The sequence below is a fragment of the Acidithiobacillus acidisediminis genome, from assembly GCF_023277115.1.
Taxonomy (GTDB): Bacteria; Pseudomonadota; Gammaproteobacteria; order Acidithiobacillales; family Acidithiobacillaceae; genus Igneacidithiobacillus; species Igneacidithiobacillus acidisediminis.
On the sequence record NZ_JALQCS010000001.1, the window covers coordinates 2,624,322 to 2,646,078 of the forward strand.

The following is a 21,757-nucleotide window of genomic DNA, read 5'->3' on the forward strand; positions in this document are numbered from 1 at the left end:
GATAGCATCTCCTCGCTACTCGGTCAGCCCATTGTATCAGATGGCTAAATCAGAGACTCCTTAATATCGAGCGCGGCTTGCTCTGGGATATGGAGCCAATCGTCAGCCGAGGCATTCAATTTAACGCGAGTGCAGGACCCGTGAGTGCTTCGCTCTCCTTGAATGATGGCTACTACTCTAATCGTTATAATGTACTAAGCGGCATCGTGACGTACGCCATCAATGGCGCCAATACGGTCAGCTTCTATGCCGATGGCCCCCTTGGTAAGGTACGGACTTCAGCTAATAATGCCGCCTACTCGGCCATTGGTACCGTCAGCCAGATCTACGGCTTGGAATATGAATACAGCTCTGGTCCTTGGATGATTGAACCCTATTTCCAGTATATGCATACGCCTAAAAGTGTGCAAGCCGGAGTTCCCCATTCGTTTGACAACTATGGCGGATCAATTCTGCTAAATTACAGCTACAACAGTGACTGGTCTATGGGCGCCAGGGTCGAATATCTAGAAGTTGGTGGACCACTGGGATACGGCCTTAATCTGCACTCCGTCGCTTCGACACTCACAGATTTACCCGCAGATTCCCACGCCTGGTCGCTAACTGTAACACCAACTTACCAGGCAGGGGACTTTTTTGCGCGCGCAGAACTGTCTTATGTAACGGCTTCTACGCCAACGGGTACGGGCTTTGCCGGACAGAGTGGATTGGCAACAAACCAAGTGCGCGGCATGGTAGAAACTGGCTTTGTTTTCTAGTCCTTACTAGCACCAAAAGAGGCACGTTGACTCATTTTGCAGAATGATGACCGTGCAAATTCTCGTGCTCAGACTGAAAATATAGATGTTTCTGTAGTAACACCGCTCTAATCGAGCGGTGTTTTTTCAAAGGATTGAGGAACAAAAAATCCGGCACGCGGCTGGATCTTTTGTAACTTATTGATTTTATTGGTGCGCGATACTGGATTCGAACCAGTGACCTTTGGCTTCGGAGGCCAACGCTCTATCCAGCTGAGCTAACCGCGCGTGCAGACAAAAGTTTATTCGTGGCGGGGGCGGAAGTCCAGCGCCAGCCAATACTGCTCCGCCGAGCGGGCGCGCGAGGCCTCGGGTTTACGCACTACGATCTTGGCAAAGCTTTGCTTCAGGGCCCGGCGCAGCTCTTCAGCTCCTGCCCCCATGAAGACTTTCATCAACAGAGCCCCACCCGGAACCAACCACTCCTGGGCCAGGTCAAGGCTCAGTTCGCATAGACCGATGGCGCGTGCCTGATCGGCACTGGCAATACCGGACATATTGGGGGCCATGTCACTCATCAGCAGATCGATACCCGCCGGAAAAGCCTCCCGACATTGGGCGATGACCGCCTCATCGTAGATATCTCCTTCGATGACCAGGGCATCTCCTACTGGATCCATGGCTAACCGATCGACCGCCACCAAGCGCCCTTCCGGACCCAAGATGGGCGCGGCCACCTGGGTCCAGCCGCCCGGCGCTGCGCCCAAGTCCAGCACCCGCATCCCGCGCCGCAGAATGCGGTCTTTCTCTTGGATTTCCAGCAGCTTGTAGCTGGCTCGGGAGCGGTATCCTTCCTTCATTGCCCGCTGCACATAGGGGTCTTGAAAGTGCTCTTTGAGCCACCGTCCACTGGATTTACTGCGCGCCAAATTCTTCTCCTTTTGACCCCATCTGCCACGAACCGTACACTTTCTATCTTCACCACCCGGAGTGTTGAGCATACCATGCTGGACAGCAAAGCCCGACAGGACCTGCGCGCCCGCGCGCACCACCTGAAACCCATCATCACCGTCGGCAATCAAGGCGTAACAGCAGCGGTCTTGAGCGAACTCGATCGCGCTCTTTTCGATCATGAACTGCTGAAGGTTCGTTTGCCTGCTCTGGACAAAGACGAGCGCGATGAGTGCATCCACCAACTCGCCACCGGCGCGGAGGCAGAAATTATTGGCCGCGTCGGGCGAATTCTCATGCTCTATCGGGCGCGCCCAGCAGGCAGCACATTCGTTCCTCTACAAGCAAAACCATGACCGAAAACCACAGTTATCATCCGCAGAGCCTCGAAATCGCCATACAGGAACGTTGGGAGCGCGAAGGCTATTTTCGTGCGCCAGAACGGCCAACCGGCGAAAAATTCTATGCCCTGGCCATGTTCCCCTATCCTTCCGGCCAACTCCACATGGGCCATGTCCGTAATTACAGCATCGTCGATGCCATCGCCCGCTACCAGCGCATGCGTGGCAAGACCGTGTTGCATCCCATGGGCTGGGACGCCTTCGGTCTACCGGCAGAAAATGCAGCACTCAAGAACGGCACGGCACCCGCAGCATGGACCTATTCCAATATCGAGCACATGCGTGGGCAACTCAGACGTCTGGGTCTTTCCTACGACTGGTCGCGGGAAATCGCCACCTGCACCCCAGAATACTACCACTGGGAACAGTGGCTGTTCCTGCAGTTATGGAAAAAGGGCCTCGCCTACCAGAAACTCAGCACGGTGAACTGGGATCCCGTGGACCAGACCGTACTCGCCAACGAACAGGTCGTGGACGGACGCGGTTGGCGCTCCGGCGCGCTGGTGGAGCGGCGCGAGATCCGTCAGTGGTTTCTGCGCATCAGCAATTACGCGGACGAGCTGCTGGCTGGTCTCGATACCTTGCAGGGGCAATGGCCCGATCAGGTGCTGGCCATGCAACGCAACTGGATTGGTCGCTCGGAAGGGGCGGAAATCCATTTTCCCCTCGCTGCTGGCGATGGCGTGATCAAGGTCTTCAGCACCCGCCCCGACACCCTCTTCGGTGCCACCTACCTGGCCGTGGCGGCGGAGCATCCCCTCGCGCAGCAGGTGGCGCAGACCAATCCCGCCGTCGCCGCCTTCATCGCCCGCTGCAAGCATGTCGCGGTTTCGGAAGCGACGATGGAAACGCAGGAAAAAGAGGGCGTTCCCCTGGGGGTCCAGGTGCGCCATCCATTGACTGACGAACTGCTCCCGGTTTGGGCCGCCAATTTCGTACTGATGGGCTATGGCGAGGGGGCCGTCATGAGCGTACCCGCCCACGACCAACGCGACTTTGAGTTTGCCCGCAAGTATGGATTGCCGATCCGCATCGTTATTCGCGGCGATGGCGAGGACAGCGAGAATCCTGATGATTTGGCAGTCGCCCATACCAGCACTGGAATATTGATCCACTCGCGGGAATTTGATGGGCTCGATAGCCAGACGGCAAAAGCAGCCATCAGCCAAGCCCTGGAAGAACGGGGGCTCGGCCGCAAAACCATCAACTACCGCCTGCGCGACTGGGGAATCTCACGCCAGCGCTACTGGGGTACACCGATCCCCATGATTCACTGCCCGCATTGCGGCATCGTACCCGTAGCGGAAGAGGATCTTCCCGTCGTCCTGCCCACGCACTATCAGCTGCAGGATCCCCGTTCCCCCCTCCTCGACGATCCAGCCTTTTTGCAGGTGGATTGTCCCCAATGCGGTGCGCCGGCACAGCGCGAGACGGACACCATGGACACCTTCGTGGAAAGTTCCTGGTATTACGCCCGTTTCGCCTGCCCCGACGCAGAGGCCATGCTGGACGAACGCGCCGCTGCCTGGCTGCCAGTAGATCAGTACGTCGGCGGCGTCGAACATGCCGTACTGCACCTCCTCTACGCCCGTTTCTTCAATCGCTTGCTGCGCGACGCTGGGCTCTTGCCCAACGATGGCGCCCACGATGAGCCTTTCCGTCGCCTCCTTACCCAAGGAATGGTCTTGAAGGACGGCAGCAAGATGAGCAAATCCAAGGGCAATACCGTCGATCCCCAGGCGATACTCGATCGCTACGGCGCCGACACCGCCCGCCTGTTCATCCTCTTTGCCGCGCCACCGGAGCAGTCTCTGGAATGGTCGGACAGTGCCGTGGAAGGTGCGCATCGTTTTCTGCAGCGAATCTGGCGCATGGTGCAAGACTATTCCCTGCCCGTCCCGCCGTTGCCGGAAACTCTCGCTGATGAGGCCCGCGACCTTCGTCGCGCAGTGCATCAGTGCATCGAGCGCGTCAGCATGAACATGGAAGATCGGCAGCATTTCAATGTTGCCATTGCGGCCTGTATGGAACTGAGCAATCAGCTCATGAAGGTCGATGCGGTCCCGGGAAGCGATCTTCATGCCGCCCTCGGCGAGGGGTTGCGTGCCCTGCTGCTCTTGCTCAACCCCTTCGCGCCGCACCTGGCCGAGGCCCTCTGGGAGCGCATTGGTGATGGTCAATTGCTGCACACCCACCCCTGGCCCGAGCTGGACCCCGCTGCCTTGCAGAGCGATACGGTTACCTTGGTCATCCAGATCAACGGCAAGCTGCGTGAACGCCTGGATTTCCCGGCCAATAGTCAGCCGCAGGAGCTGGAAGCCGCGGTCCTGCGCCACCCAGAGATGGCACGCCATCTCCAGGGCAAGACCGTGCGCAAGGTGATCGTGGTGCCCGGTCGATTGATCAATATCGTGGTGGCCTGAATGCTGCGGCGGCGTTTCCTGCTCCTTGGCGCGGCGGTCTTGCTGGGTGGTTGTGGTTTTCATCTGCCGCAAGGCAGCACCATTCCCGCCCGCCTGCAGGGGCTGCAGGTAGAGGCCAGTGGTCCGGCTGGTGGGCAATTGGCCCAGGCGGTTCAGCGAGCTTTGGAACGGGACGGCAACGTGGCCAGCAAAAACGGTCCGGTCCTGCATCTCGATGATATTTCCATGGATCAGCGCGCTACCAGTATCAGCCCGACGAGCGGGGCGGCCCTGGAGTTTCTCAACACCCTGCGCGGCACTGTGCGTGTGCAACAGGGCAAGGAAACGCTCTTGCCCAGCGAGCCACTGCTGGTGGAGCAAAGTTTTACCTACAACAGCAGCAATCCCCTCGCCACCAACGAGCAAGGAATCGAAAGCCAGCGCCAGCTGTTCGACGAGGCAGCGCGCATGGTGTTGCGCCGGGTCTTGCTCGCCCCTGCGCTGCGCTGATGCGGGTCAAGGCAAGGGACTGGCCAACGCAAATGGCACGCGGCAGCGCGCCCTTCTATGCCCTGTTTTCCGATGCGCCACTCCTCCTTGCCGAAGCCGAAACCCAACTGCGCAATCGCTGGCAGAAAGAGGGATTCCAGCGTTTACAACGCCTCCCGCAAGAGGATCCGTGGGCCGTGTTGCGCAGCGAGCGCGACGCCCTATCCCTTTTTCCCGAGCCACGTATTCTGCTGCTGCGACTGAACGACCTGCGCTTGTCTAAAGACGCCCTGGGCGCCCTGGAATTCTGGCTTGCCCAGCCGCCCGAAGATACCCGCTTGCTGCTCACGGGCGCGCGACCCGATGCCAACACGCAAAAATTGAAGTGGTTCCAGACCCTGGATCGTGCTCCACAGGTCATTTGCGCCATTTTTTATCCTCCCGAGGCAGAAGACTGGCCGCGCTGGATCGAACAGCGTTTGCGTCAGGCGAAGATATCCGCAAGCGCCGAGGCCATTGCGCTTTTGGCAGAACGCAGCCAAGGCAATTTGAGTGCCGCCGATCAGGCCATTCGTCGCTGGGCGGAAATCTATCCCCAGCAACGGCTGGAGGCGGCGGACTTGCCCGAGCTCCTGGACGATAGCAGCCAGTTTTCTATCTTCGATCTGAGTGATGCTGCGCTGCAGGGGGAGCCCCGCGCCATCCTGCGTAGCATGGAGCGTTTGCGCAGCGCCCAGGCCGAGCCGATCCTGATCCTCTGGACTCTACATCGTGAGCTCTCCCTGCTCCTCCAGTTACAAGAGGGAAAAAGCGAAGAGCTAATACGCCGCGAACGCCTCTTCCCGCCCCGTAGCGAACGTCTCTTGGCAGCCGCGCGCCGCCTATCCAGGGCAAATTTGCGGCGGGCCTTGTTTCAATGCCAGGAAATCGATGCTCGCATCAAAGGTCAGGATCCTCGTCCCCTCTGGCCGGCACTGACCGATCTCGCACTGCTTTTTTGCCAGTTAGACAAAGTCCCGGCACAATAAAGCGAATTTCTCAGCGAAGTCATCGCCGCGTCCATCCCGTGGGCACCGCCATGATCTCGCCCCAGCCTAAGGAGCGATTATGTCCGAAGATCTCCATTCCCTGATGCAAAACACTGGTCAGCGCGCGCGCCAGGCACAGCGCCGCGCCCTGGCCCTGGAACCGGGGCGCAAGAATGACGCCCTGCACCTGATGGCCGAGTTCCTCCGCCGCGACGCCGACGACTTGCAGCGGGCCAATCGCAAAGATCTGCGCAGCGCCGAGCAGGCGGGCCGCGACCCGGCCTTCATCGATCGCCTGCGTCTTGATGAAAAACGAATCGAGGCCATGGCCGTGGGTTTGGAAGAAATCGCCAGCCTCGCCGACCCGGTGGGGGAAATCACCGATCTGCACATGCGCCCCAGCGGCATTCAAGTCGGTCATATGCGCATGCCTCTCGGGGTGATCGCCATGATTTACGAATCCCGCCCCAACGTCACGGCCGATGCCGCCGGCCTCTGCGTCAAGTCCGGCAATGCGGTCATCCTGCGCGGCGGTTCCGAATCGCTGCACAGCAACATGGCGATTGCCGAACGCTTGCGCGCCGCACTGGGCAAAGCCGGCCTGCCCCTCGATCTGGTGCAATATGTGCACACTGCCGACCGCGAGGCAGTCGGGGCCCTGATCCGCATGGATCGTTACGTCGACGTGATCATTCCCCGCGGCGGCAAAAGCCTCCTCGCGCGCATCCGCGACGAGGCCACGGTACCGGTCATTATGCACCTGGATGGCAATTGCCATGTCTACGTCGATCAGGATGCCGACAGCAAAAAGGCCCTGCAGGTGGTGGTCAACGCCAAGACCCAGCGCCTGGGCACCTGCAACACCGCCGAAAGCCTGCTGATTCACCGCTCTCGCGTCGACGACCTGCTGCTGCCCATCGCGCAGGCACTGCAAGAAAAAGGGGTCGAAATCCGTGCTTGCCCAGAATCCTTGCCCCTGATCCCCGGTGCGGTAGCGGCGACGGAGGAAGACTATGGGACCGAGTATCTGGCAGCGATCATTTCGCTCAAGATCGTTGCTGATCTCGATGCCGCCCTGGCCCACATCAGTCAATACAGCTCCCAGCATACCGAGAGCATCATCACCGAAAACTACAGCCATGCGCGCCGCTTTCTGCGTGAAGTCGATTCCAGCTCGGTGATGGTCAATGCCTCCACCCGCTTCGCCGACGGCTTCGAGTATGGCCTGGGGGCCGAGATCGGCATCTCGACCAACCGCCTGCACGTGCGCGGGCCGGTGGGTCTGGAAGGGCTGACCCTGCAGAAATGGATCGTACTGGGAGATGGTCATATCCGCTCCTGAGCTACCATCGGCGGATTTCCTCCGGATTCTGGAACAATCCTATCGCGGCATTCTCGTAGCAGAACCAGAGGGCCTCTGCTGGGAACAGGAATCCCGGCGCTGGGGCATTCCACTACAACGGCACGACGGTGTCCTGCAACTCGTGCACCCGGAACAGGCTTGGGATGCGGATCGTCTCGCTGCGGATTCCGGCTTTTCGGCGGAGCAGGTGGCGATCTGGCCCCTCTGCGACTCCAGCAACACTCGGCTGCTCGCGCAGCCTGCTTTGCGACTTGGGCTTGCCGAGGCTCAGTGGGCGGGGCACGGGCGCCATGGGCGCTTTTGGCACTCCGCTTTTGGTCGACACCTTGCCGCCAGTTTCGCCCTGGAGATCGACCCAAGTTACGCCACAGTCCTTCCTCTGGTAGCCGCCTTGGGGATCTACACGGTACTCCGCGAACGGCTGCCGGAACTATGGGTAAAATGGCCCAATGATCTGTGGATAGGGCAACGCAAGGTAGCCGGGCTCCTCCTCGAGGGACGGCATGGGCCGGCAGGGCAACGTTGGGTGCTGGGCTTTGGCGTCAATGTGCAGACAGATCCCGGTCTACCCGCAACAGCCATCAGCCTCGCTGAGGCAGGCTGCCAGATCACGCGTCACGAGCTCCTTCTGGCCATTCTTGCTCAGTGGCGCCAGGACCTTCCGCTGCTGCAACAAGGGGGGCTGGCGCCGTTTCGCCGCCGCTGGGAAGAGGCGGATCGCTTGCGCGGGCGCTGGGTTGAGCTGTGCAGCGACTACAACAACGCCATCTGGCAAGTCGAAGATGTGGAGGACGATGGCAGGCTGCGTCTGGTGGATGGTCAGCGCAATCTATGCATCCACGCCGGCCAACTCCGTCTACGACCCCTGACATGATCCTGATCAGCATTGGCAACACCCGCACCCTTCTCGCCCGCACGACTGATGGCGAGCAATTTGTCGTTGCCCATCGATCCAGCAAGGAAAGTCCAGCGCGGATCCGGCACAGCCTGCCTGCAACATGGACGGATTGGTGGAAGGAAGAGGAGATCTTTCTGGCCGGGGTAGTTCCTGAGGTGCTGCAGCACTGGCAGGAAGAGCTGCAGAACCACTACCTACCCGACTGGGATCCCGGCCTGTTTCATCAGCTTCTCCCCAATGCCTATCAGCCCCCCGAGGCCTTGGGCTTCGACCGCCGCTGTTGTCTGCTTGGTGCCTGGCAACAGCTGGAACCGGGTGGTGCTGCCCTAGTCATCGATACCGGGACGGCCATCACCATCGACACCTTGGCTGGCGAACAATTCCTCGGGGGGCGGATTCTTCCCGGTCTGCAGAGTCAATTGGATTGCCTGCAACGGCAAACAGCGCTCTTGCCGCAGGTGACCCTCACCGTTCCCGAAAAATTTCTAGGCAACGACACCACGACCAGCATGCTGGCTGGCGTATGGTACGGCACCCTCAGTGCCATCCGTCAGGCCATAGAGGAGTTCCAGCGCCTCTATCGGCACGGCCGCGTCTTTCTGACGGGCGGAGACGCCGAGACTCTCCTACCCCATTTGGCGAGGGTGACCTACGATCCACAGCTCCTGTTGCGCGGTTTTTCCCGACTGGTAAAAAAAAATAACAAGTACAGCAAATAGATACCGCAACCGACTGTTTTTATGAGTTTTTTACAATCTATTGATTTTTATTGAATATTTTGGGATAGTCTCTGCCCTGAAAACAGTTATCTTGGGAGAAGGTGCCTTGAGGCACCCTAGCCACTGAGAAGGCCCTGGGGTAAAAGGAGATGAATCGGTTGTTGGAAAAGATTGGTATGGGCGTGGCCGTGGCTTTGCTGGCGGCAATCCTCCCCAACGCAGTATCCTTGGCACAACCCGGCTTACCGGTCGGCTTAGTGCATCAGGCCATGGACAAACAGAGCGCTGATCTGGCAGCCGCGGAAGCGCAGTTGCAGGCGCAAAACAATACGATGATCTCGGTCAATGGCGCCATGATGCTCGGCCACCGGCTCATCTATCTGCACCGGGTAACGGCATATAACGCAGTCGCCTGGCAAACCAGCAGGGATCCCGAAATGTCCGCCTGCGGCCCCACGCGTCCGGATCAAGTTGCGCTTTCCCAAGATCTGTTCTTCCGTCGCAACGGCACCAACCGCTGTGGAGAAAAAGTCGACATCTTGCTCAGCTCTGGGCAAGTCGTCCACGGGGTCGTCTGGGATGTCATGAACCCACGCTATCACATGGCCGCCGATATCCTGATGAATACCCTGCAACAGGCAGTGGATTTTGGTGTTCAGCGCGCCGAACTGCGCCTGCTTCCCAAACCCGGTCACCCGAAGGCTATCAACTCCTGAGTGCAGGAGGGCTGCCTCAGCGCAGCCCGCCGGCCATCAGCTCCTCGATCTCATCCATCTCTTTTGGTACTGCGGCGCTCAAAATCTCTACCCCGTCTGCGCCAAGGAAAAGATCATCCTCGATCCGAATCCCGATTCCCTGGTAGGCCTCGGGCACTCCTTCCTGTCCAGGCGCAAAATACAGACCGGGTTCCACCGTCAGGACCATGCCTGCCGCGAGGGGACGCCAACTTTTCTCCACACCTTGCCGATAGGCTCCAACATCATGCACATCCATGCCCAGCCAGTGGCCAGTGCGATGCATGTAAAAGGGTCGATATAACTGCTTCTCGAGGATCTCCTCACGCCCTTCCCGCAGGATCTTGAGCTCGCGCAGACCATCGACCAGAACCTCTACTGCGGCATCGTGATACTCACTTACGGGCCGGCCAATCTGCACCGCGGCGATGGCCGCCTGCTGGCTCGCCAGCACCAAGCCGTAAATATCCCGTTGTGGCCCAGAAAACTGGCCGTTGACCGGCCAGGTGCGGGTGATATCCCCCGCATACCCGGCAATCTCGGCACCCGCATCGACCAACACGAGATCCCCATCCTGCAATTCAGCGTTGTTTTCCACGTAGTGCAGAATGCAGCCGTTGGCGCCGCCCCCCACAATACTGGAATAGGCAACGCGCTCGGCGCCCTGGCGTTGAAAGACATACTCGATTTCCGCCTGGAGCTGATATTCCTTCATTCCTGGCCGCGTTTGGCGCATCCCGTGCCGATGTCCAGCGGCGCTGACGCCCGCTGCTGCCCGCATCAGTTCCCGCTCAACGGGATCTTTGTGCAAGCGCATCTCATCAAGAAAATGGGCAGCATCCACCAATTCCATGGGATAGCCGATACCCTGCCGGCTCCGCGACCGGGCCTGATTGCGCCACAGTTGCACACGCGCATCAAAGTCCGCGCCAAGACCCATGGGGTAGAGCAAGATCTCCCGATTCTCCAGGAGCTTGGGCAAGACGGTGTCGAGATCCTGAATTGGGTAACACTGATCGACCTGACAAATTTCTTTTGCCCCCTCGATGCCAGCGCGACGGCCATCCCAGGTCTCCCGCTCTGGATCGCGGGGGCGGCAGAAGAGAAACTGCTCCCCATCGGCATGGCCTGGGGCCAGGACCAGCAGCGCCTCGGGCTCGGCAAAGCCGGTCAGATAGTAAAAATCGGAATCGGGTCGGAAAGGATAGTGGACGTCCCGATTGCGAATCTGCTCCCGTGCTGTCGGGAGCACGAGAATCCCCCGCTCCCCAATCTGCGCCAACAGGCGTTGACGACGGGCGAGGGTATCCGGGTGAGGAAGACCGAGATCAAACATGAGCACCTGCACAAACGCTATGAAAGCGTACAGTATGGCACAAAAGGCTGGTAAAGGCGTTGTGGCGCAGGCCTGTGCTAGACTGGGGCCTCGGAAAGGTGGACAGCGAGGTCAACGCATTGCGATATCTGGGACACCTGCAGCGTAGCGACCCACTGTACGATTATCTCTACCACGAAATCTTCGTCGCCAGGCTGGGGCTCGAGCCGGACAAGGGCTTTCGCGTCTTTGCGCTACACGGCTCCAATGCCGTTTATTTGTATGAAGACCGACGCCATGCGCGGCGTGTCCTCGGCAAGTTTTTCGACCGTCACCACGATCATGACAATAATGCAGCGGCAGAACATGAGTTCCAGGTCCTTTCCTGGCTGCACCGGAACGGCCTCGGACAGGGGCAACATCGGGTGGTGCAACCGCTAGGCGTCAACCCGAATTTTGCCGGTGTGTTGTTTGAATGTTTCGTGCTCGGCGAGCCGCTGCATCGTATCTGGGCACGTAGCCATCCGGGAACGGATGACGGGGAAATGATGCACAGCCTGTCCGATCTGGCGTTTTTCCTGGCGCGTTTGCACAACCACAACGTCCGTGGTGACCCAGTCCAGTTTCGGGAGGTATTTCCCTATTTCGACAAGATCGTCGCCCGCCTCTGGCGTCGTGGCCGTGCGCAACAGCAGGAAATCGATCATCTGTATCACCTGCGCCATCTCTGGGAGATGGACCCGGCCATGTATTCCGACCATTGCGTGCGCCTGCACGGCGATGCAACACCCGCCAATTTCCTGGTTACGGGACATCATCAGCTTACCGCCATCGATTTCGAGCGCTCTCATTTCGGCGATCGGGCCTATGATCTCGGCATGGTAAGCGGAGAACTACAGCACTGGGCCCTGCGCCAGCATGGCGATGCGCAGCTTGCCGAAAACTATATCGGTCACTTCTTGTGGGAATATAGTCGCCACTTTCCAGACCAATCGGCGGCGTTTCGTGCCATCACCCAGCGCCAGCCCTTTTACCAGGCACTGACCTTGTTGCGCATTGCACGCAACAGCTATCTCGGCGATCACCACGCCCACACTCTCATTCACCAGGCCACTGCTTGCCTAGGGAGATAAATCATGACCATCCGCGCCGTTCTCTTCGATCTGTACGGTACCCTGATTCATATCGAGACCGATGAATCCCAAGGGGAAATCTACTGGGCAATAGCGCGCTACCTGAGTTATCACCGCGTCCGCATCAGCCCGGACAACTTGCGTGAGCGCTATTTTTCCCTCGCCAAACAGCAGAAACGGGATTCCTCGGAAAATTACCCGGAAATGAACGCCCGCGCCGTCTGGCGAGAGATACTGCGCACCGGCTCCAAGCACTTTCGCCCCGAGAGCGTGGCGAGTGAGGGAGAAGATCGCGTGCGGGAGGTGGAAAAACGCCGCGAGCGCCTGGCCAAGGAATTGGTGCGCTTGCACCGTGCCCTGTCGCGGCGCAGCATCGAGCGCTACCCGGGCGCAAAAGAGCTGTTGGAGAGCGTTGCCGGAGAGTTTCAGCTCGGGATCGTCTCCGATGCCCAGGTGGAATTTGCCAAGCCAGAAATGCGGATTACCAAGATCCACAAATACTTTCCCGTCAAAACCATTTCTGCGCACTATGGCTATCGCAAACCGGATCCGCGCCTGTTTACGGAGACCTGTGCGACGTTGCAGGCACGCCCCGAGGAAAGCATCTATGTTGGCAATGACATGTACCGCGATATCTTCGGTGCCGCGCAGGCGGGGCTGAAGACCATCCTCGTCTGGTCGGACCAGGGACGGAAAGACTATCGCGACGTGCGCGCCGATTATGATGCCCGGGACCTCTACCAGGCCCTGGAGGGGATCCATTTCCTCGCCGCCCGCCACTGAGCGGCAAACATTGCCCCACCCGGGAAAGGCAGGTAATTTAGCATCCCATGACACGCCAAATCCTGCTCACCAGCGCCCTACCCTACGCCAACGGCCCGCTGCACATCGGCCACCTGGTGGAATATACCCAAACCGACATCTGGGCCCGCTATCAGCGCCTGCGCGGCCATGAGTGCCGGTATTTCTGCGCCGACGATGCCCACGGCACCCCCATCATGCTGCGTGCGCAGAGCGAGGGCATCTCACCGGAGGAACTGATCCAGCGCATGCATGGCGAGCACTTGCGCGATTTCACCGACTTTGGCATTGCCTTCGATCTCTACCACAGTACCCATTCCCCCGAAAATTTCGCCATTTCCCAGGATCTCTACCGTGCCCTGCGCGCGGCGGAGCACATCACCGTGCGTGAAATCGAGCAAGCCTATGATCCCGTCGCGGAGATGTTTCTCCCCGATCGCTTTATTCGCGGCACCTGCCCGCGCTGCAAGGCAGCCGATCAGTATGGCGACAATTGCGAAGTCTGTGGTGCCACCTATAGCCCCACCGACCTGATCGAGCCCCGCTCGGCGGTATCTGGGGCTGCGCCCGTGCGGCGTAGTTCCGAGCATTACTTTTTTCAGCTCGCAGACTTTGCTGAATTTCTCCAGCGCTGGATCCACAGTGGCACCCTGCAGGAGGAGATGGCCAACAAGCTCGATGAGTGGTTTGCAGCGGGGCTCAGCGATTGGGATATCAGTCGGGATGCGCCGTATTTTGGTATCCCCATTCCCGATACCCAGAACAAGTTCTTTTACGTCTGGCTCGATGCCCTGCCCGGCTACATGGCTGCAACAAAGCACTGGTGCGACAAGCAGGGGCGCGATTTTGCCGAATTCTGGGGCAAGGACTCCCGCGCCGAGCTTTACCATTTCATCGGCAAGGACATCATCTATTTCCATGCCCTCTTCTGGCCGGCCATGCTGCAGGGCTCCGGGCACCGTCTGCCCAGCGGCGTCTTTGCCCACGGACATCTCACCGTCAATGGGGCAAAGATGAGCAAATCTCGCGGCACCTCCATCACCGCACGCCAGTATCTCGATCGCCTCGATCCAGAATTCCTGCGCTATTATTTTGCCTGCAAGCTGAACAGCCACGTGGAAGACATCGATCTGAACCTGGATGATTTCCTGCTCAAGGGCAATGGCGATCTCGTCGGCAAGGTGGTCAACTTGGCATCCCGTGCAGCGGGCTTCATCCATCGACAGTTTGGCGGGGGACTGGCAGACAGTCTGGGCGAGGACCTAGCGCTATATCAGAACTTGGCGGCCCGTCAAGAAGAGATCGGTGCCCATTACGAAGCCCGAGAGTACGCCAAGGCGATGCGCGAGATCCTGTCCTTGGCCGATGAGCTCAATGCCTACGTCGATCAGCATGCACCCTGGCTGCTCGCCAAGGATCCAGCGCAGCAGGAAAAATTACACCGTGTTTGCACCGTTATCCTGAATGGATTTCGCCTGCTCATCACCCTACTGAGCCCGGTGTTGCCGCGACTGGCAGAGCGTTCCTGCGCGTTCCTGCGCTGCGAACTCAGCTGGGACCAGCTCCGTGATCCTCTGTTACAGCATGCAATCGAGCCTTACTCTCACCTATTACAACGAATGGAAAAAACGCAAGTGGATGCCCTGATTCAAGAACCCAGCCCATCGAAGCCCAGCCCCGTCAGCACGGAAATCGCGGCGAATTCTGCGACCATCAGCATCGATGACTTCACCAAGGTCGATCTGCGTGTTGCCCGCATCGTCAGCGCCGAAGCGGTCGAAGGGGCAGATAAGTTATTGCATTTGACCCTCGACATTGGCGAAGAAAAGACCCGCTCGGTCTTTGCCGGTATCAAGAGCGCCTATGATCCCGCCAGTCTGGTGGGGCGGCTCACGGTCATGGTGGCCAACCTCGCACCTCGCAAGATGCGCTTTGGCCTTTCGGAAGGCATGGTCCTAGCCGCCAGCGGCAGCGCTGGCGGTCCGTTCTTGCTTAGCCCAGACAGCGGTGCCCAGCCGGGAATGCGCGTCAAATAATCCGGTGTTGCCGCCACCTCAGACGGCGGCGTTCTGTGCCGCCGCCAGCAGGCGGCGCTCCTCATAGGTTTCCCGCGCCAGGCGCACATCCTCCAGAAACCACGGCAATTCCTTGAGCAGCAGGGCCTGTGGTCCATCGACCAAGGCCGTCGCGGGATCTGGATGGAAATCCACCAACACCATGTTGGCCCCGGCGATGACTCCTTGCGCAGTCACATGAAAAACGTCGAGAATCCCATCTGGCCCCGCGTCTCGGGTGCCGACGGAGTGCGAGGGATCGATGCAAACGGGCATACGGGTGAGACGTTTCACTACCGGCACTTGCGCAAAATCGACAAAATTCCGATGCGGATCCCCCAGGTTGGTTTTCATGCCACGTAACCCGAAAACCACCTGATTATTTCCTTCCGAGGCCAGATATTCCGCTGCATTCAAAGATTCTTCCAGAGTGATACCAAAGCCCCGCTTGAGCAACACCGGAAACTCCTGCTGCCGACCCACGGCCTTGAGCAACTCAAAATTTTGCGTATTACGGGTGCCAATCTGCAGCATGACGCCGGTGGGATGGCCGGTCTGCGCCAAGGCCTCGCGAATCTCATCCATATGCTGTTCGTGCAGGATCTCCATGGCAATGACCTTGATGCCATATTTCCCTGCCAATTCGAAGACCCAGGGCAGACACTCCTTGCCATGCCCCTGAAAGGCGTAGGGGCTGGTACGCGGTTTGTAGGCTCCCATGCGGGTGCAGACCTGCCCATTCTCCTGCAAGGCACGCAGCATCTGCTCGACATGCTCCGGGGTGTCGACGGCGCAGAGGCCAGCGAAGACATGCAAGGTATCCTGACTGAATTCAACCCCATTGTAGGTAAAGCCGTTGGCGCGGGCGTCATCCTGATGTCGTCCCAGAACGCGATATTCCCGCGACACGCGAATCGCCTTGGCCACACCGGGCAACGATTCCATCTCCCCGAGATCCAGGGCCTTGGTATTGCCAATCAGATAGATTTCGCTGAGCAGTTGCTCCGCGCCCTGCACCCGATGCACGCGGTATTCGATGGCCGCGAGACCATCCAGATACCGCAACAACGCCTGGTATTCTGGCGCGCTCTCCTGCAACTCCGCCTCGAGAATCAAAATCATCGTCTTTTCCCTTCCTCGCCCATACTATTGTGTGTCCGGTGCCAGCATCTGCTCCGGACGCAAAATTTCCTCCAGCTCTTGGTCCTCGATCCAACCACTCGCCAATGCCGCCTCGCGCAAGGTCGTGCCCTCGCGGTGCGCGGTCTGCGCAATGCTTGCCGCGCGCTCGTAGCCCAGACGAGGCACCAGCGCCGTCACCAGCATCAAGGAACTGTCGAGATGATTCCGTAATTGCGCTTCGCGCGCCTGCAGGCCCTGAATACAATGAAGTGCAAAGGAGTTCATGGCATCCGCCAACAAGCGAATACTTTGCAACACATTGTAGCCTAGGACGGGCTTATAGACATTGAGTTCAAAATTCCCTTGCGAAGAGGCAAAGGCAACCGTCGCGTCGTTACCAAAGACCTGCGCACAGACCATGCTCAGCGCCTCGGCCTGGGTGGGATTGACCTTGCCCGGCATGATCGAAGAGCCCGGTTCATTCTCTGGCAGCGCAAGCTCGCCGAGCCCCGCCCGCGGTCCCGAACCCATCCAGCGGATGTCATTGGCAATCTTCAACAGCGACATGGCCAGACTGCGTAGCTGGCCGCTAAGCTGGCATAGTGCCTCCTGCCCCGCCAGGGCCGAAAAAGGGTTGCTTGCTGGCCGCAGCGGCAAATCCAGTTCCTGCGCCAGGACGGTACAGACCTGCTCGGCAAAATCGGCGTGGGTATTGAGCCCTGTCCCAACCGCCGTACCCCCGAGTGCCAGGGCATGCAAGCCAGGCAGTACCAAGCGGATTCCCGTCTCTCCCTGCTGCAGCTGATCGACATAACCAGAAAATTCCTGCCCCAAGCTCATCGGCACGGCATCCATCAAATGGGTGCGGCCAATCTTGAGCATGCCGGCAAACTCTTCACTGCGCTGTTGGAGGAGATCGCGTAAGTTGGCGATGGCCGGAAACAGCTGCTCCCGCAGCGCCAATGCTACACTCAGATGCAGGGCACTGGGAAAAACATCGTTGGAAGACTGCCCCAGGTTGACGTGGTCATTCGGATGCACCGGAGACTTGCCACCACGGCTGCCCCCCAGGCGCTCATTAGCCAGATTGGCAATGACCTCGTTGACGTTCATGTTGCTCTGAGTGCCGCTACCGGTTTGCCAGACGCGCAGCGGAAATTGCTCGTCCCACTGACCTGACGCGACCTCCAGCGCCGCCAGGGCGATAGGCTCGACCAGGGCGCCAGGCAGCTTACCCAGACCACCGTTCACCTGAGCGGCAGCCGCCTTTATGCGGGCCAGGGCGTGGATGATCGCGAGCGGCATCCGTTCCTCGCCAATGGCAAAAAAATGCAGAGAACGCTGGGTTTGGGCGCCCCACAGGGCCGTATCGGCTACTTCAATCACGCCCAGACTATCACGCTCCTGGCGCATCATTGCGTCTCCGCCAAGCGTTCGGCCTCGGCCACCATCTCCTCCAGATAGTCCAGGGCGCTGTCCCAAATCTGGGGGTCATCGAGGCGCACCCCTGCCGCTGCCACCACCTCGACCGGGGAACGACTTCCCCCCAGGGTCAGCATGCGTTGGTAGCCCGGCACAAAGGCTTCGCGCTCACTGCGATACCGTTGAATCAGCGCCAGGGTCAGTAGTTCGCCAAAGGCATAGGCATACACATAGCCGGGAGAGCCAATGAAGTGAGGGATGTAGCTCCACCACCAGCGATAGCCCTCGCTGAAACGGATCGAGCCGGCAAATTGCTCTTCCTGTGTCTGCATCCAGAGTTCCGCCAGCCGCTCCTTGCTGAGTTCCCCCTCGCTGCGCCGGGCCTCGTGCATGAGCGCCTCAAAGCGATGCATGGCCATCTGCCGGAAGACCGTGGCAAAAGTGTCTTCGATCTTACCGCAGAGCAGGGCCAGACGCTGCTTGGCCTCGGGCTCACTGCGCATGAGGCGCTCAAAGGTCAGCATCTCACTGAACACCGATGCCGTCTCCGCCGTCGTCAGTGGGGTATCGGAGTTCAGGAATCCCTGCTCACGTGCCAGATACTGGTGGATACCGTGCCCCAGCTCGTGCGCCACGGTCATCACGTCGCGCACCGTGCCGGTGTAGTTCACCATCAGGTAGGGATGGACGTCGGGGGTGACGGGATGGGCGAAGGCACCACCGCGTTTGCCAGGGGCCAGGGCTGCGTCGATCCACTGCTCGTCGAAGAAGCGCTGACCGATGGCCGCCAGCTCCGGCGAGAAGTCGGTGAATGCGCCCAGTACGATGGACTGACATTCGGACCAGGAATACTGCCGCGACGACCCGGGAAGGGGCGCGTAACGGTCATAATCATAGAGGGGACTGACGCCCAGCAAACGCGCCTTGAGACGATAATAGCGGCCAACCAACGGAAAGCGCGCCACCACGGACCGTTCCAATGCCGCGACCATGGTGTCATCGATCTCGTTGGCCAGATTGCGCTCCGCCAACCAGTGCGGATAGCTGCGCAAGCGATCATCGAGGGCTTTGTCCGCAAGGATGGCATTAAAGCAGAAGGTCAGGGTATGCAAGCGCCCCTGCAAACCGGCACTCAGGGATTCAGCCGCATCCTTGCGCAGATTGCGATCGGCATGGGAGAGCTTGCTCAACACCTCCTGCTCACTCAGCTCCCTGCCGCGCAAGGAAAATCGCATCTCCGTCAGGGTCTCATCAAAGAGCCGTTCCCAGAGACTGTGCCCCGTCACTGCCTTTTCAGCCAGGATCTGTTCTTCTGCTTCGTTGCGTAAATGGGCCGCGTAGTTGCGCCAGTTGCGCAAGAGATGCGTCCAATGGGCAAGTTCGGGGGCCTGCAAGAGTGCCTCGGCGCGCTCGGCGGGCAGGGAGTTCCAGGCGATGTCGAAAAAAACCAATTGGTTTCCGATCTGCGTTGCCTGTTCCTGATACTGTTGCAGCGCAGCACCAAAAAGGGGGTCGTCCGCATGGGTGACATAACTCAGATAGCGATAGGCGCCTACCCGCGCCAGAGGCAAGCGGATTTCCTCCAGCGCCTGCATGGCCGCATGCAGATCAGCGGCGCTGAGTTGGGCGAAGTCCTGTCGATAACGTTGCGCAAAATCGCGCGCAGCCGCCGCTGCCTGCGTCATATCGGCTTGTAGACGCGGATCCTCTCGGCCGGCGTAGAGGTCTTCCAAACGCCAATGTATCGACTCCGCTCCTGTTTTGGCTTCCGCCATTTCCTTTCTCCTCACGTTATCTTACCGTCGTTCCGCCGCCTGCATGCAGGACAATAACCCATGCAAATCTGGCTCGGCACCGGCGCGCTGCGCCTGCCAGATCAATTCTCCGAGGCAATCCACCACCAGATGCTCCGCCACTCGATCCCCATGCTGTGCACACAGCCGCGCATAAGCCTGCACCATACCCGGCGGCTGTCCCGTCGCCAAGAGCTCCAACAGGGCCACATGCAACGACATATGGGCAAAGGGATTACTCTGCCCGAGTTCCGGTGGAAAGTCCGCCCCCAGGGCGAGCTCAGGATCCTCCAGCAGGGCGTGGTATTCGGGATGCGCCTGGATGACATGCACGACGCGCTGCGCCATGGCATCCAAAGGCTGCCCAGCACGAAAACGCTGCCAGTAATCGACGAAGACCTGACGATAGGTTTCTCTCCTGCTTCCATAAAGCATATTCATTACCCAATCGTGGCAGATTCTTCCATCATACGGACCCGTAAAACTGGGGCAAGAAGTAGGTGAATTCCATCGTTCTGCGCATCGATACCTTGGAATATCATACTTCTTTGTGTTAAATAAGCGTGGCTCGGCCAATTTAGGCAGCTATCAGCATCGTTCAGCGGGAGATGAATACGTCATGGCCAACGGAAATGCAGCAGCGGAAACAGTAGTCGCTCTTACCCCCAAACAGTGGGAGGGGCTCGGAAAAGTGGGCGATGCCGCCCTTCAGCTTCAGAACCTTCTGCAGATGTTCCGCGACGTACTCAACGAACTCCCCAACGCGATCGACACCGACAAGCTGCTGACAAAATACCAGCCGCAGCTGGATGCGCTGCGGGAAACCGTGGAATCCCTGCAGGGCATGCTTACGGTCGACGGTGGCGTCGACCGCCTGAAGCAGCTTCTCGGTGAGGTCAAGGATGCCCAGCTCGACAAGACCATTGGCGAATTGTTGACCATCCTCAACAACCTACAAAAATCGGGATTTTTCAGCTCCTTGGCGACCTTGAGCGGTGAACTCCAGTGCCCGCTGATTGGTGATAGCGCCGAGGACATGGTAAACAAGCTGCGCAGCGCCATTGCCAACCTGCAGTACTATTGGACCAGTGCCAAACAAGGCGTTGGCGTCATTGGCAACATGGCGGGTGAGTTGAGTCTCCCAGATCGTCTGGACGAGCTGCAGGAAATGGCCGACCAGTGGCTGCAAATGGCCAAGCGGGCGCAAAAACTCATCCAGGGTGACGCCCCCAGCGTGCAGGCGCGCTTGGAAGGGCTCCTCGACATGGCAGAGATTCTGGGTGGGCAGATGAGTGTCGCCCTCGGCACCCTGAAGGATACGGCGCCAGAATTGCTGAACAGTGCCGATCTGAGTGGAACCATCGGCACGGTGGGCATTGCTGGCAAGCGCTGGTTACAGGTTGCTATGCGCGTCAAGAATCTGGCCGCGGGCGAGAATGGGGATTTGGTCAGCCGGGTAGAGATGCTTCTCGATCAGGTCGAGAAGGTTGCCGGCTACGCCGGCAATGCTGGATTCTTCCTCCAGGCGGGCAAGGATGGTCTGGCTGCGGTGCAAGGGATCATCACCGACCTGGATCTGCCAGAAAAACTCGACACCCTTGCGGAAGAGGCGGAAAAATGGGTCAAGATCGCGCAGCGGGCCAAACACATCGCGATCGGTGAGGCCAGCTCCGGGGATGTAGCGGACCAGATCAATGGGCTCCTCGATCACGCCGAAACCATCGCCGAAACCATGCGCAATCTTGCCTGCAATCTCGAGCGGCAGGGCATTCACCTGGGCGATATTCTCTCCCCTCGCGGCGACTTGAGTATTGCCGCATGTACGGCTACCGACTTCATCGGTGAAATGTGGCGGGATGGCACCATCAAGAACATTGGCGCAGAGATCAGCCAGGGCGCCTTGGCATGGATGGAAATCGCGCAGCTCGGTATGGCCATGGTCAAGGGTGACGCACCGGACATCACCACGCGCGTCAAGGCGTTGGTGAAGGATCTGCATCAGGCCAACCTGATGGATATGGTGCCGGAGGCTCTGGCCCTGATCAGCAAGGTGCAGAAGGCCGGCGTGCTGCACAAGGTCAATCTGTTATTTGACAAGGCCTTACCGTTGATTCCCTCGGATGCGGTCTTTGCCAGCGGCGTGGATAAGGCCGTCAAGGCCTTGGAACAGACCCAGGTGGAGATGAAGGACGAAGCCAACAAAGGAGGCGGTATCTTTGGCCTGATGAAAATCTTCTTCGCCAAGGATACCCAGTATGTGCTGAAGTTTGCGGTGCGCTTCGCCAGCATCTTCCTCAAGGCCTGGAAGCAAGCATAAGGCGCAAAGGCACTCCCGATCAGCATATCGGCGTAACAAAAAGGCCAGGATTTCATCCTGGCCTTTTTTGTGCAACAC

Annotated in this window: 19 protein-coding genes and 1 tRNA gene; 13 read left to right on the forward strand and 7 right to left on the reverse strand. The window is 59.2% G+C overall.

Features of this window, described 5'->3' with window-relative positions; all coding sequences use genetic code 11:
- Positions 1-65: 65 nt before the first annotated feature.
- The gene (locus M5D89_RS13155) at positions 66-758 is read left to right on the forward strand and encodes an outer membrane beta-barrel protein (protein WP_346347742.1); all 693 of its coding nucleotides are present in this window, start codon (positions 66-68) and stop codon (positions 756-758) included.
- Positions 759-948: 190 nt separating this feature from the next.
- Here M5D89_RS13155 and M5D89_RS13160 read toward each other — a convergent pair.
- Both M5D89_RS13160 and M5D89_RS13165 read right to left on the reverse strand, forming a co-directional pair.
- A tRNA-Arg gene (locus M5D89_RS13160) sits at positions 949-1,025 on the reverse strand.
- Positions 1,026-1,039: 14 nt separating this feature from the next.
- Positions 1,040-1,666, reverse strand: a complete 627-nt coding sequence (locus M5D89_RS13165; protein ID WP_248886252.1) for an RlmE family RNA methyltransferase — start codon at positions 1,664-1,666, stop codon at positions 1,040-1,042.
- A 75-nt stretch (positions 1,667-1,741) separates the two neighbouring features.
- Here M5D89_RS13165 and M5D89_RS13170 point away from each other — a divergent pair, with 75 nt between their 5' ends.
- From M5D89_RS13170 to M5D89_RS13205, 8 genes are all read left to right on the forward strand, one after another.
- Positions 1,742-2,044, forward strand: coding sequence for a YhbY family RNA-binding protein (locus M5D89_RS13170; protein WP_248886253.1), 303 nt, complete (start codon positions 1,742-1,744; stop codon positions 2,042-2,044).
- Complete coding sequence (leuS, locus tag M5D89_RS13175; protein ID WP_248886254.1) at positions 2,041-4,512, forward strand: leucine--tRNA ligase; 2,472 nt, start codon at positions 2,041-2,043, stop codon at positions 4,510-4,512. Before M5D89_RS13170 ends, leuS begins: the two co-directional genes overlap by 4 nt.
- Positions 4,513-5,001: an LPS-assembly lipoprotein LptE gene (locus M5D89_RS13180; protein WP_248886255.1), complete on the forward strand. Its 489-nt coding sequence runs from the start codon at positions 4,513-4,515 to the stop codon at positions 4,999-5,001. It abuts the gene before it with no gap.
- 32 nt (positions 5,002-5,033) lie between these two features.
- Complete coding sequence (gene holA, locus M5D89_RS13185) at positions 5,034-6,008, forward strand: DNA polymerase III subunit delta (RefSeq protein ID WP_248886256.1); 975 nt, start codon at positions 5,034-5,036, stop codon at positions 6,006-6,008.
- A gap of 79 nt (positions 6,009-6,087) precedes the next feature.
- Positions 6,088-7,350, forward strand: coding sequence for a glutamate-5-semialdehyde dehydrogenase (locus tag M5D89_RS13190; protein WP_248886257.1), 1,263 nt, complete (start codon positions 6,088-6,090; stop codon positions 7,348-7,350).
- Positions 7,331-8,245 (forward strand): biotin--[acetyl-CoA-carboxylase] ligase, encoded by a 915-nt coding sequence (locus M5D89_RS13195; RefSeq protein ID WP_248886258.1) that lies wholly within the window; start codon positions 7,331-7,333, stop codon positions 8,243-8,245. The genes M5D89_RS13190 and M5D89_RS13195 overlap by 20 nt, the downstream gene beginning before the upstream one ends.
- Complete coding sequence (locus tag M5D89_RS13200) at positions 8,242-8,988, forward strand: type III pantothenate kinase (RefSeq protein ID WP_248886259.1); 747 nt, start codon at positions 8,242-8,244, stop codon at positions 8,986-8,988. The genes M5D89_RS13195 and M5D89_RS13200 overlap by 4 nt, the downstream gene beginning before the upstream one ends.
- 149 nt (positions 8,989-9,137) lie before the next feature.
- Positions 9,138-9,704, forward strand: a complete 567-nt coding sequence (locus M5D89_RS13205) for an RlpA-like double-psi beta-barrel domain-containing protein (RefSeq protein WP_248886260.1) — start codon at positions 9,138-9,140, stop codon at positions 9,702-9,704.
- Positions 9,705-9,720: 16 nt separating this feature from the next.
- Here the strand turns inward: M5D89_RS13205 and M5D89_RS13210 are convergent, their stop codons facing one another.
- A complete protein-coding gene (locus M5D89_RS13210; RefSeq protein WP_248886261.1) occupies positions 9,721-11,058 on the reverse strand; it encodes an aminopeptidase P N-terminal domain-containing protein in 1,338 nt (445 codons plus the stop codon).
- A 74-nt stretch (positions 11,059-11,132) separates the two neighbouring features.
- On the opposite strand from M5D89_RS13210, the gene M5D89_RS13215 reads away from it, so the two are divergent.
- Genes M5D89_RS13215 through metG form a run of 3 tightly spaced genes read left to right on the forward strand, consistent with a single transcriptional unit; the run spans position 11,133 to position 15,007 of the window.
- Positions 11,133-12,170 (forward strand): phosphotransferase enzyme family protein, encoded by a 1,038-nt coding sequence (locus M5D89_RS13215; RefSeq protein ID WP_248886262.1) that lies wholly within the window; start codon positions 11,133-11,135, stop codon positions 12,168-12,170.
- Between the two features lie 3 nt (positions 12,171-12,173).
- Complete coding sequence (locus M5D89_RS13220) at positions 12,174-12,953, forward strand: HAD family hydrolase (RefSeq protein ID WP_248886263.1); 780 nt, start codon at positions 12,174-12,176, stop codon at positions 12,951-12,953.
- Between the two features lie 47 nt (positions 12,954-13,000).
- Entirely contained in the window at positions 13,001-15,007 is a 2,007-nt protein-coding gene (metG, locus tag M5D89_RS13225; RefSeq protein ID WP_248886264.1) for a methionine--tRNA ligase, read from the forward strand.
- A gap of 18 nt (positions 15,008-15,025) precedes the next feature.
- On the opposite strand, the gene M5D89_RS13230 is transcribed toward metG, so the two are convergent.
- Genes M5D89_RS13230 through M5D89_RS13245 form a run of 4 tightly spaced genes read right to left on the reverse strand, consistent with a single transcriptional unit; the run spans position 15,026 to position 19,803 of the window.
- On the reverse strand, positions 15,026-16,147 hold the full coding sequence (locus M5D89_RS13230; protein WP_248886265.1) for a 3-deoxy-7-phosphoheptulonate synthase: 1,122 nt from the start codon (positions 16,145-16,147) through the stop codon (positions 15,026-15,028).
- A gap of 24 nt (positions 16,148-16,171) precedes the next feature.
- On the reverse strand, positions 16,172-17,563 hold the full coding sequence (fumC, locus tag M5D89_RS13235) for a class II fumarate hydratase (RefSeq protein ID WP_248886266.1): 1,392 nt from the start codon (positions 17,561-17,563) through the stop codon (positions 16,172-16,174).
- Positions 17,560-19,344: a M3 family oligoendopeptidase gene (locus M5D89_RS13240; RefSeq protein ID WP_248886267.1), complete on the reverse strand. Its 1,785-nt coding sequence runs from the start codon at positions 19,342-19,344 to the stop codon at positions 17,560-17,562. The genes fumC and M5D89_RS13240 overlap by 4 nt, the downstream gene beginning before the upstream one ends.
- Positions 19,345-19,365: 21 nt before the next feature.
- Complete coding sequence (locus tag M5D89_RS13245) at positions 19,366-19,803, reverse strand: DUF1841 family protein (RefSeq protein ID WP_248886268.1); 438 nt, start codon at positions 19,801-19,803, stop codon at positions 19,366-19,368.
- 178 nt (positions 19,804-19,981) lie between these two features.
- Between M5D89_RS13245 and M5D89_RS13250 the strand changes: the two genes are divergently transcribed.
- Positions 19,982-21,679: an MlaD/PqiB family protein gene (locus tag M5D89_RS13250; protein WP_248886269.1), complete on the forward strand. Its 1,698-nt coding sequence runs from the start codon at positions 19,982-19,984 to the stop codon at positions 21,677-21,679.
- The last annotated feature ends 78 nt before the right edge of the window (positions 21,680-21,757 follow it).

Coding starts and splice junctions, on each gene's coding strand:
- M5D89_RS13170 (WP_248886253.1), top strand. CDS start 1,742: ATGCTGGACAGCAAAGCCCGACAGGACCTGCGCGCCCGCGCGCACCAC.
- leuS (WP_248886254.1), top strand. CDS start 2,041: ATGACCGAAAACCACAGTTATCATCCGCAGAGCCTCGAAATCGCCATA.
- M5D89_RS13180 (WP_248886255.1), top strand. CDS start 4,513: ATGCTGCGGCGGCGTTTCCTGCTCCTTGGCGCGGCGGTCTTGCTGGGT.
- holA (WP_248886256.1), top strand. CDS start 5,034: ATGGCACGCGGCAGCGCGCCCTTCTATGCCCTGTTTTCCGATGCGCCA.
- M5D89_RS13190 (WP_248886257.1), top strand. CDS start 6,088: ATGTCCGAAGATCTCCATTCCCTGATGCAAAACACTGGTCAGCGCGCG.
- M5D89_RS13195 (WP_248886258.1), top strand. CDS start 7,331: ATGGTCATATCCGCTCCTGAGCTACCATCGGCGGATTTCCTCCGGATT.
- M5D89_RS13200 (WP_248886259.1), top strand. CDS start 8,242: ATGATCCTGATCAGCATTGGCAACACCCGCACCCTTCTCGCCCGCACG.
- M5D89_RS13205 (WP_248886260.1), top strand. CDS start 9,138: ATGAATCGGTTGTTGGAAAAGATTGGTATGGGCGTGGCCGTGGCTTTG.
- M5D89_RS13210 (WP_248886261.1), bottom strand. CDS start 11,058: ATGTTTGATCTCGGTCTTCCTCACCCGGATACCCTCGCCCGTCGTCAA.
- M5D89_RS13220 (WP_248886263.1), top strand. CDS start 12,174: ATGACCATCCGCGCCGTTCTCTTCGATCTGTACGGTACCCTGATTCAT.
- metG (WP_248886264.1), top strand. CDS start 13,001: ATGACACGCCAAATCCTGCTCACCAGCGCCCTACCCTACGCCAACGGC.
- M5D89_RS13230 (WP_248886265.1), bottom strand. CDS start 16,147: ATGATTTTGATTCTCGAGGCGGAGTTGCAGGAGAGCGCGCCAGAATAC.
- fumC (WP_248886266.1), bottom strand. CDS start 17,563: ATGATGCGCCAGGAGCGTGATAGTCTGGGCGTGATTGAAGTAGCCGAT.
- M5D89_RS13240 (WP_248886267.1), bottom strand. CDS start 19,344: ATGGCGGAAGCCAAAACAGGAGCGGAGTCGATACATTGGCGTTTGGAA.
- M5D89_RS13245 (WP_248886268.1), bottom strand. CDS start 19,803: ATGAATATGCTTTATGGAAGCAGGAGAGAAACCTATCGTCAGGTCTTC.
- M5D89_RS13250 (WP_248886269.1), top strand. CDS start 19,982: ATGGCCAACGGAAATGCAGCAGCGGAAACAGTAGTCGCTCTTACCCCC.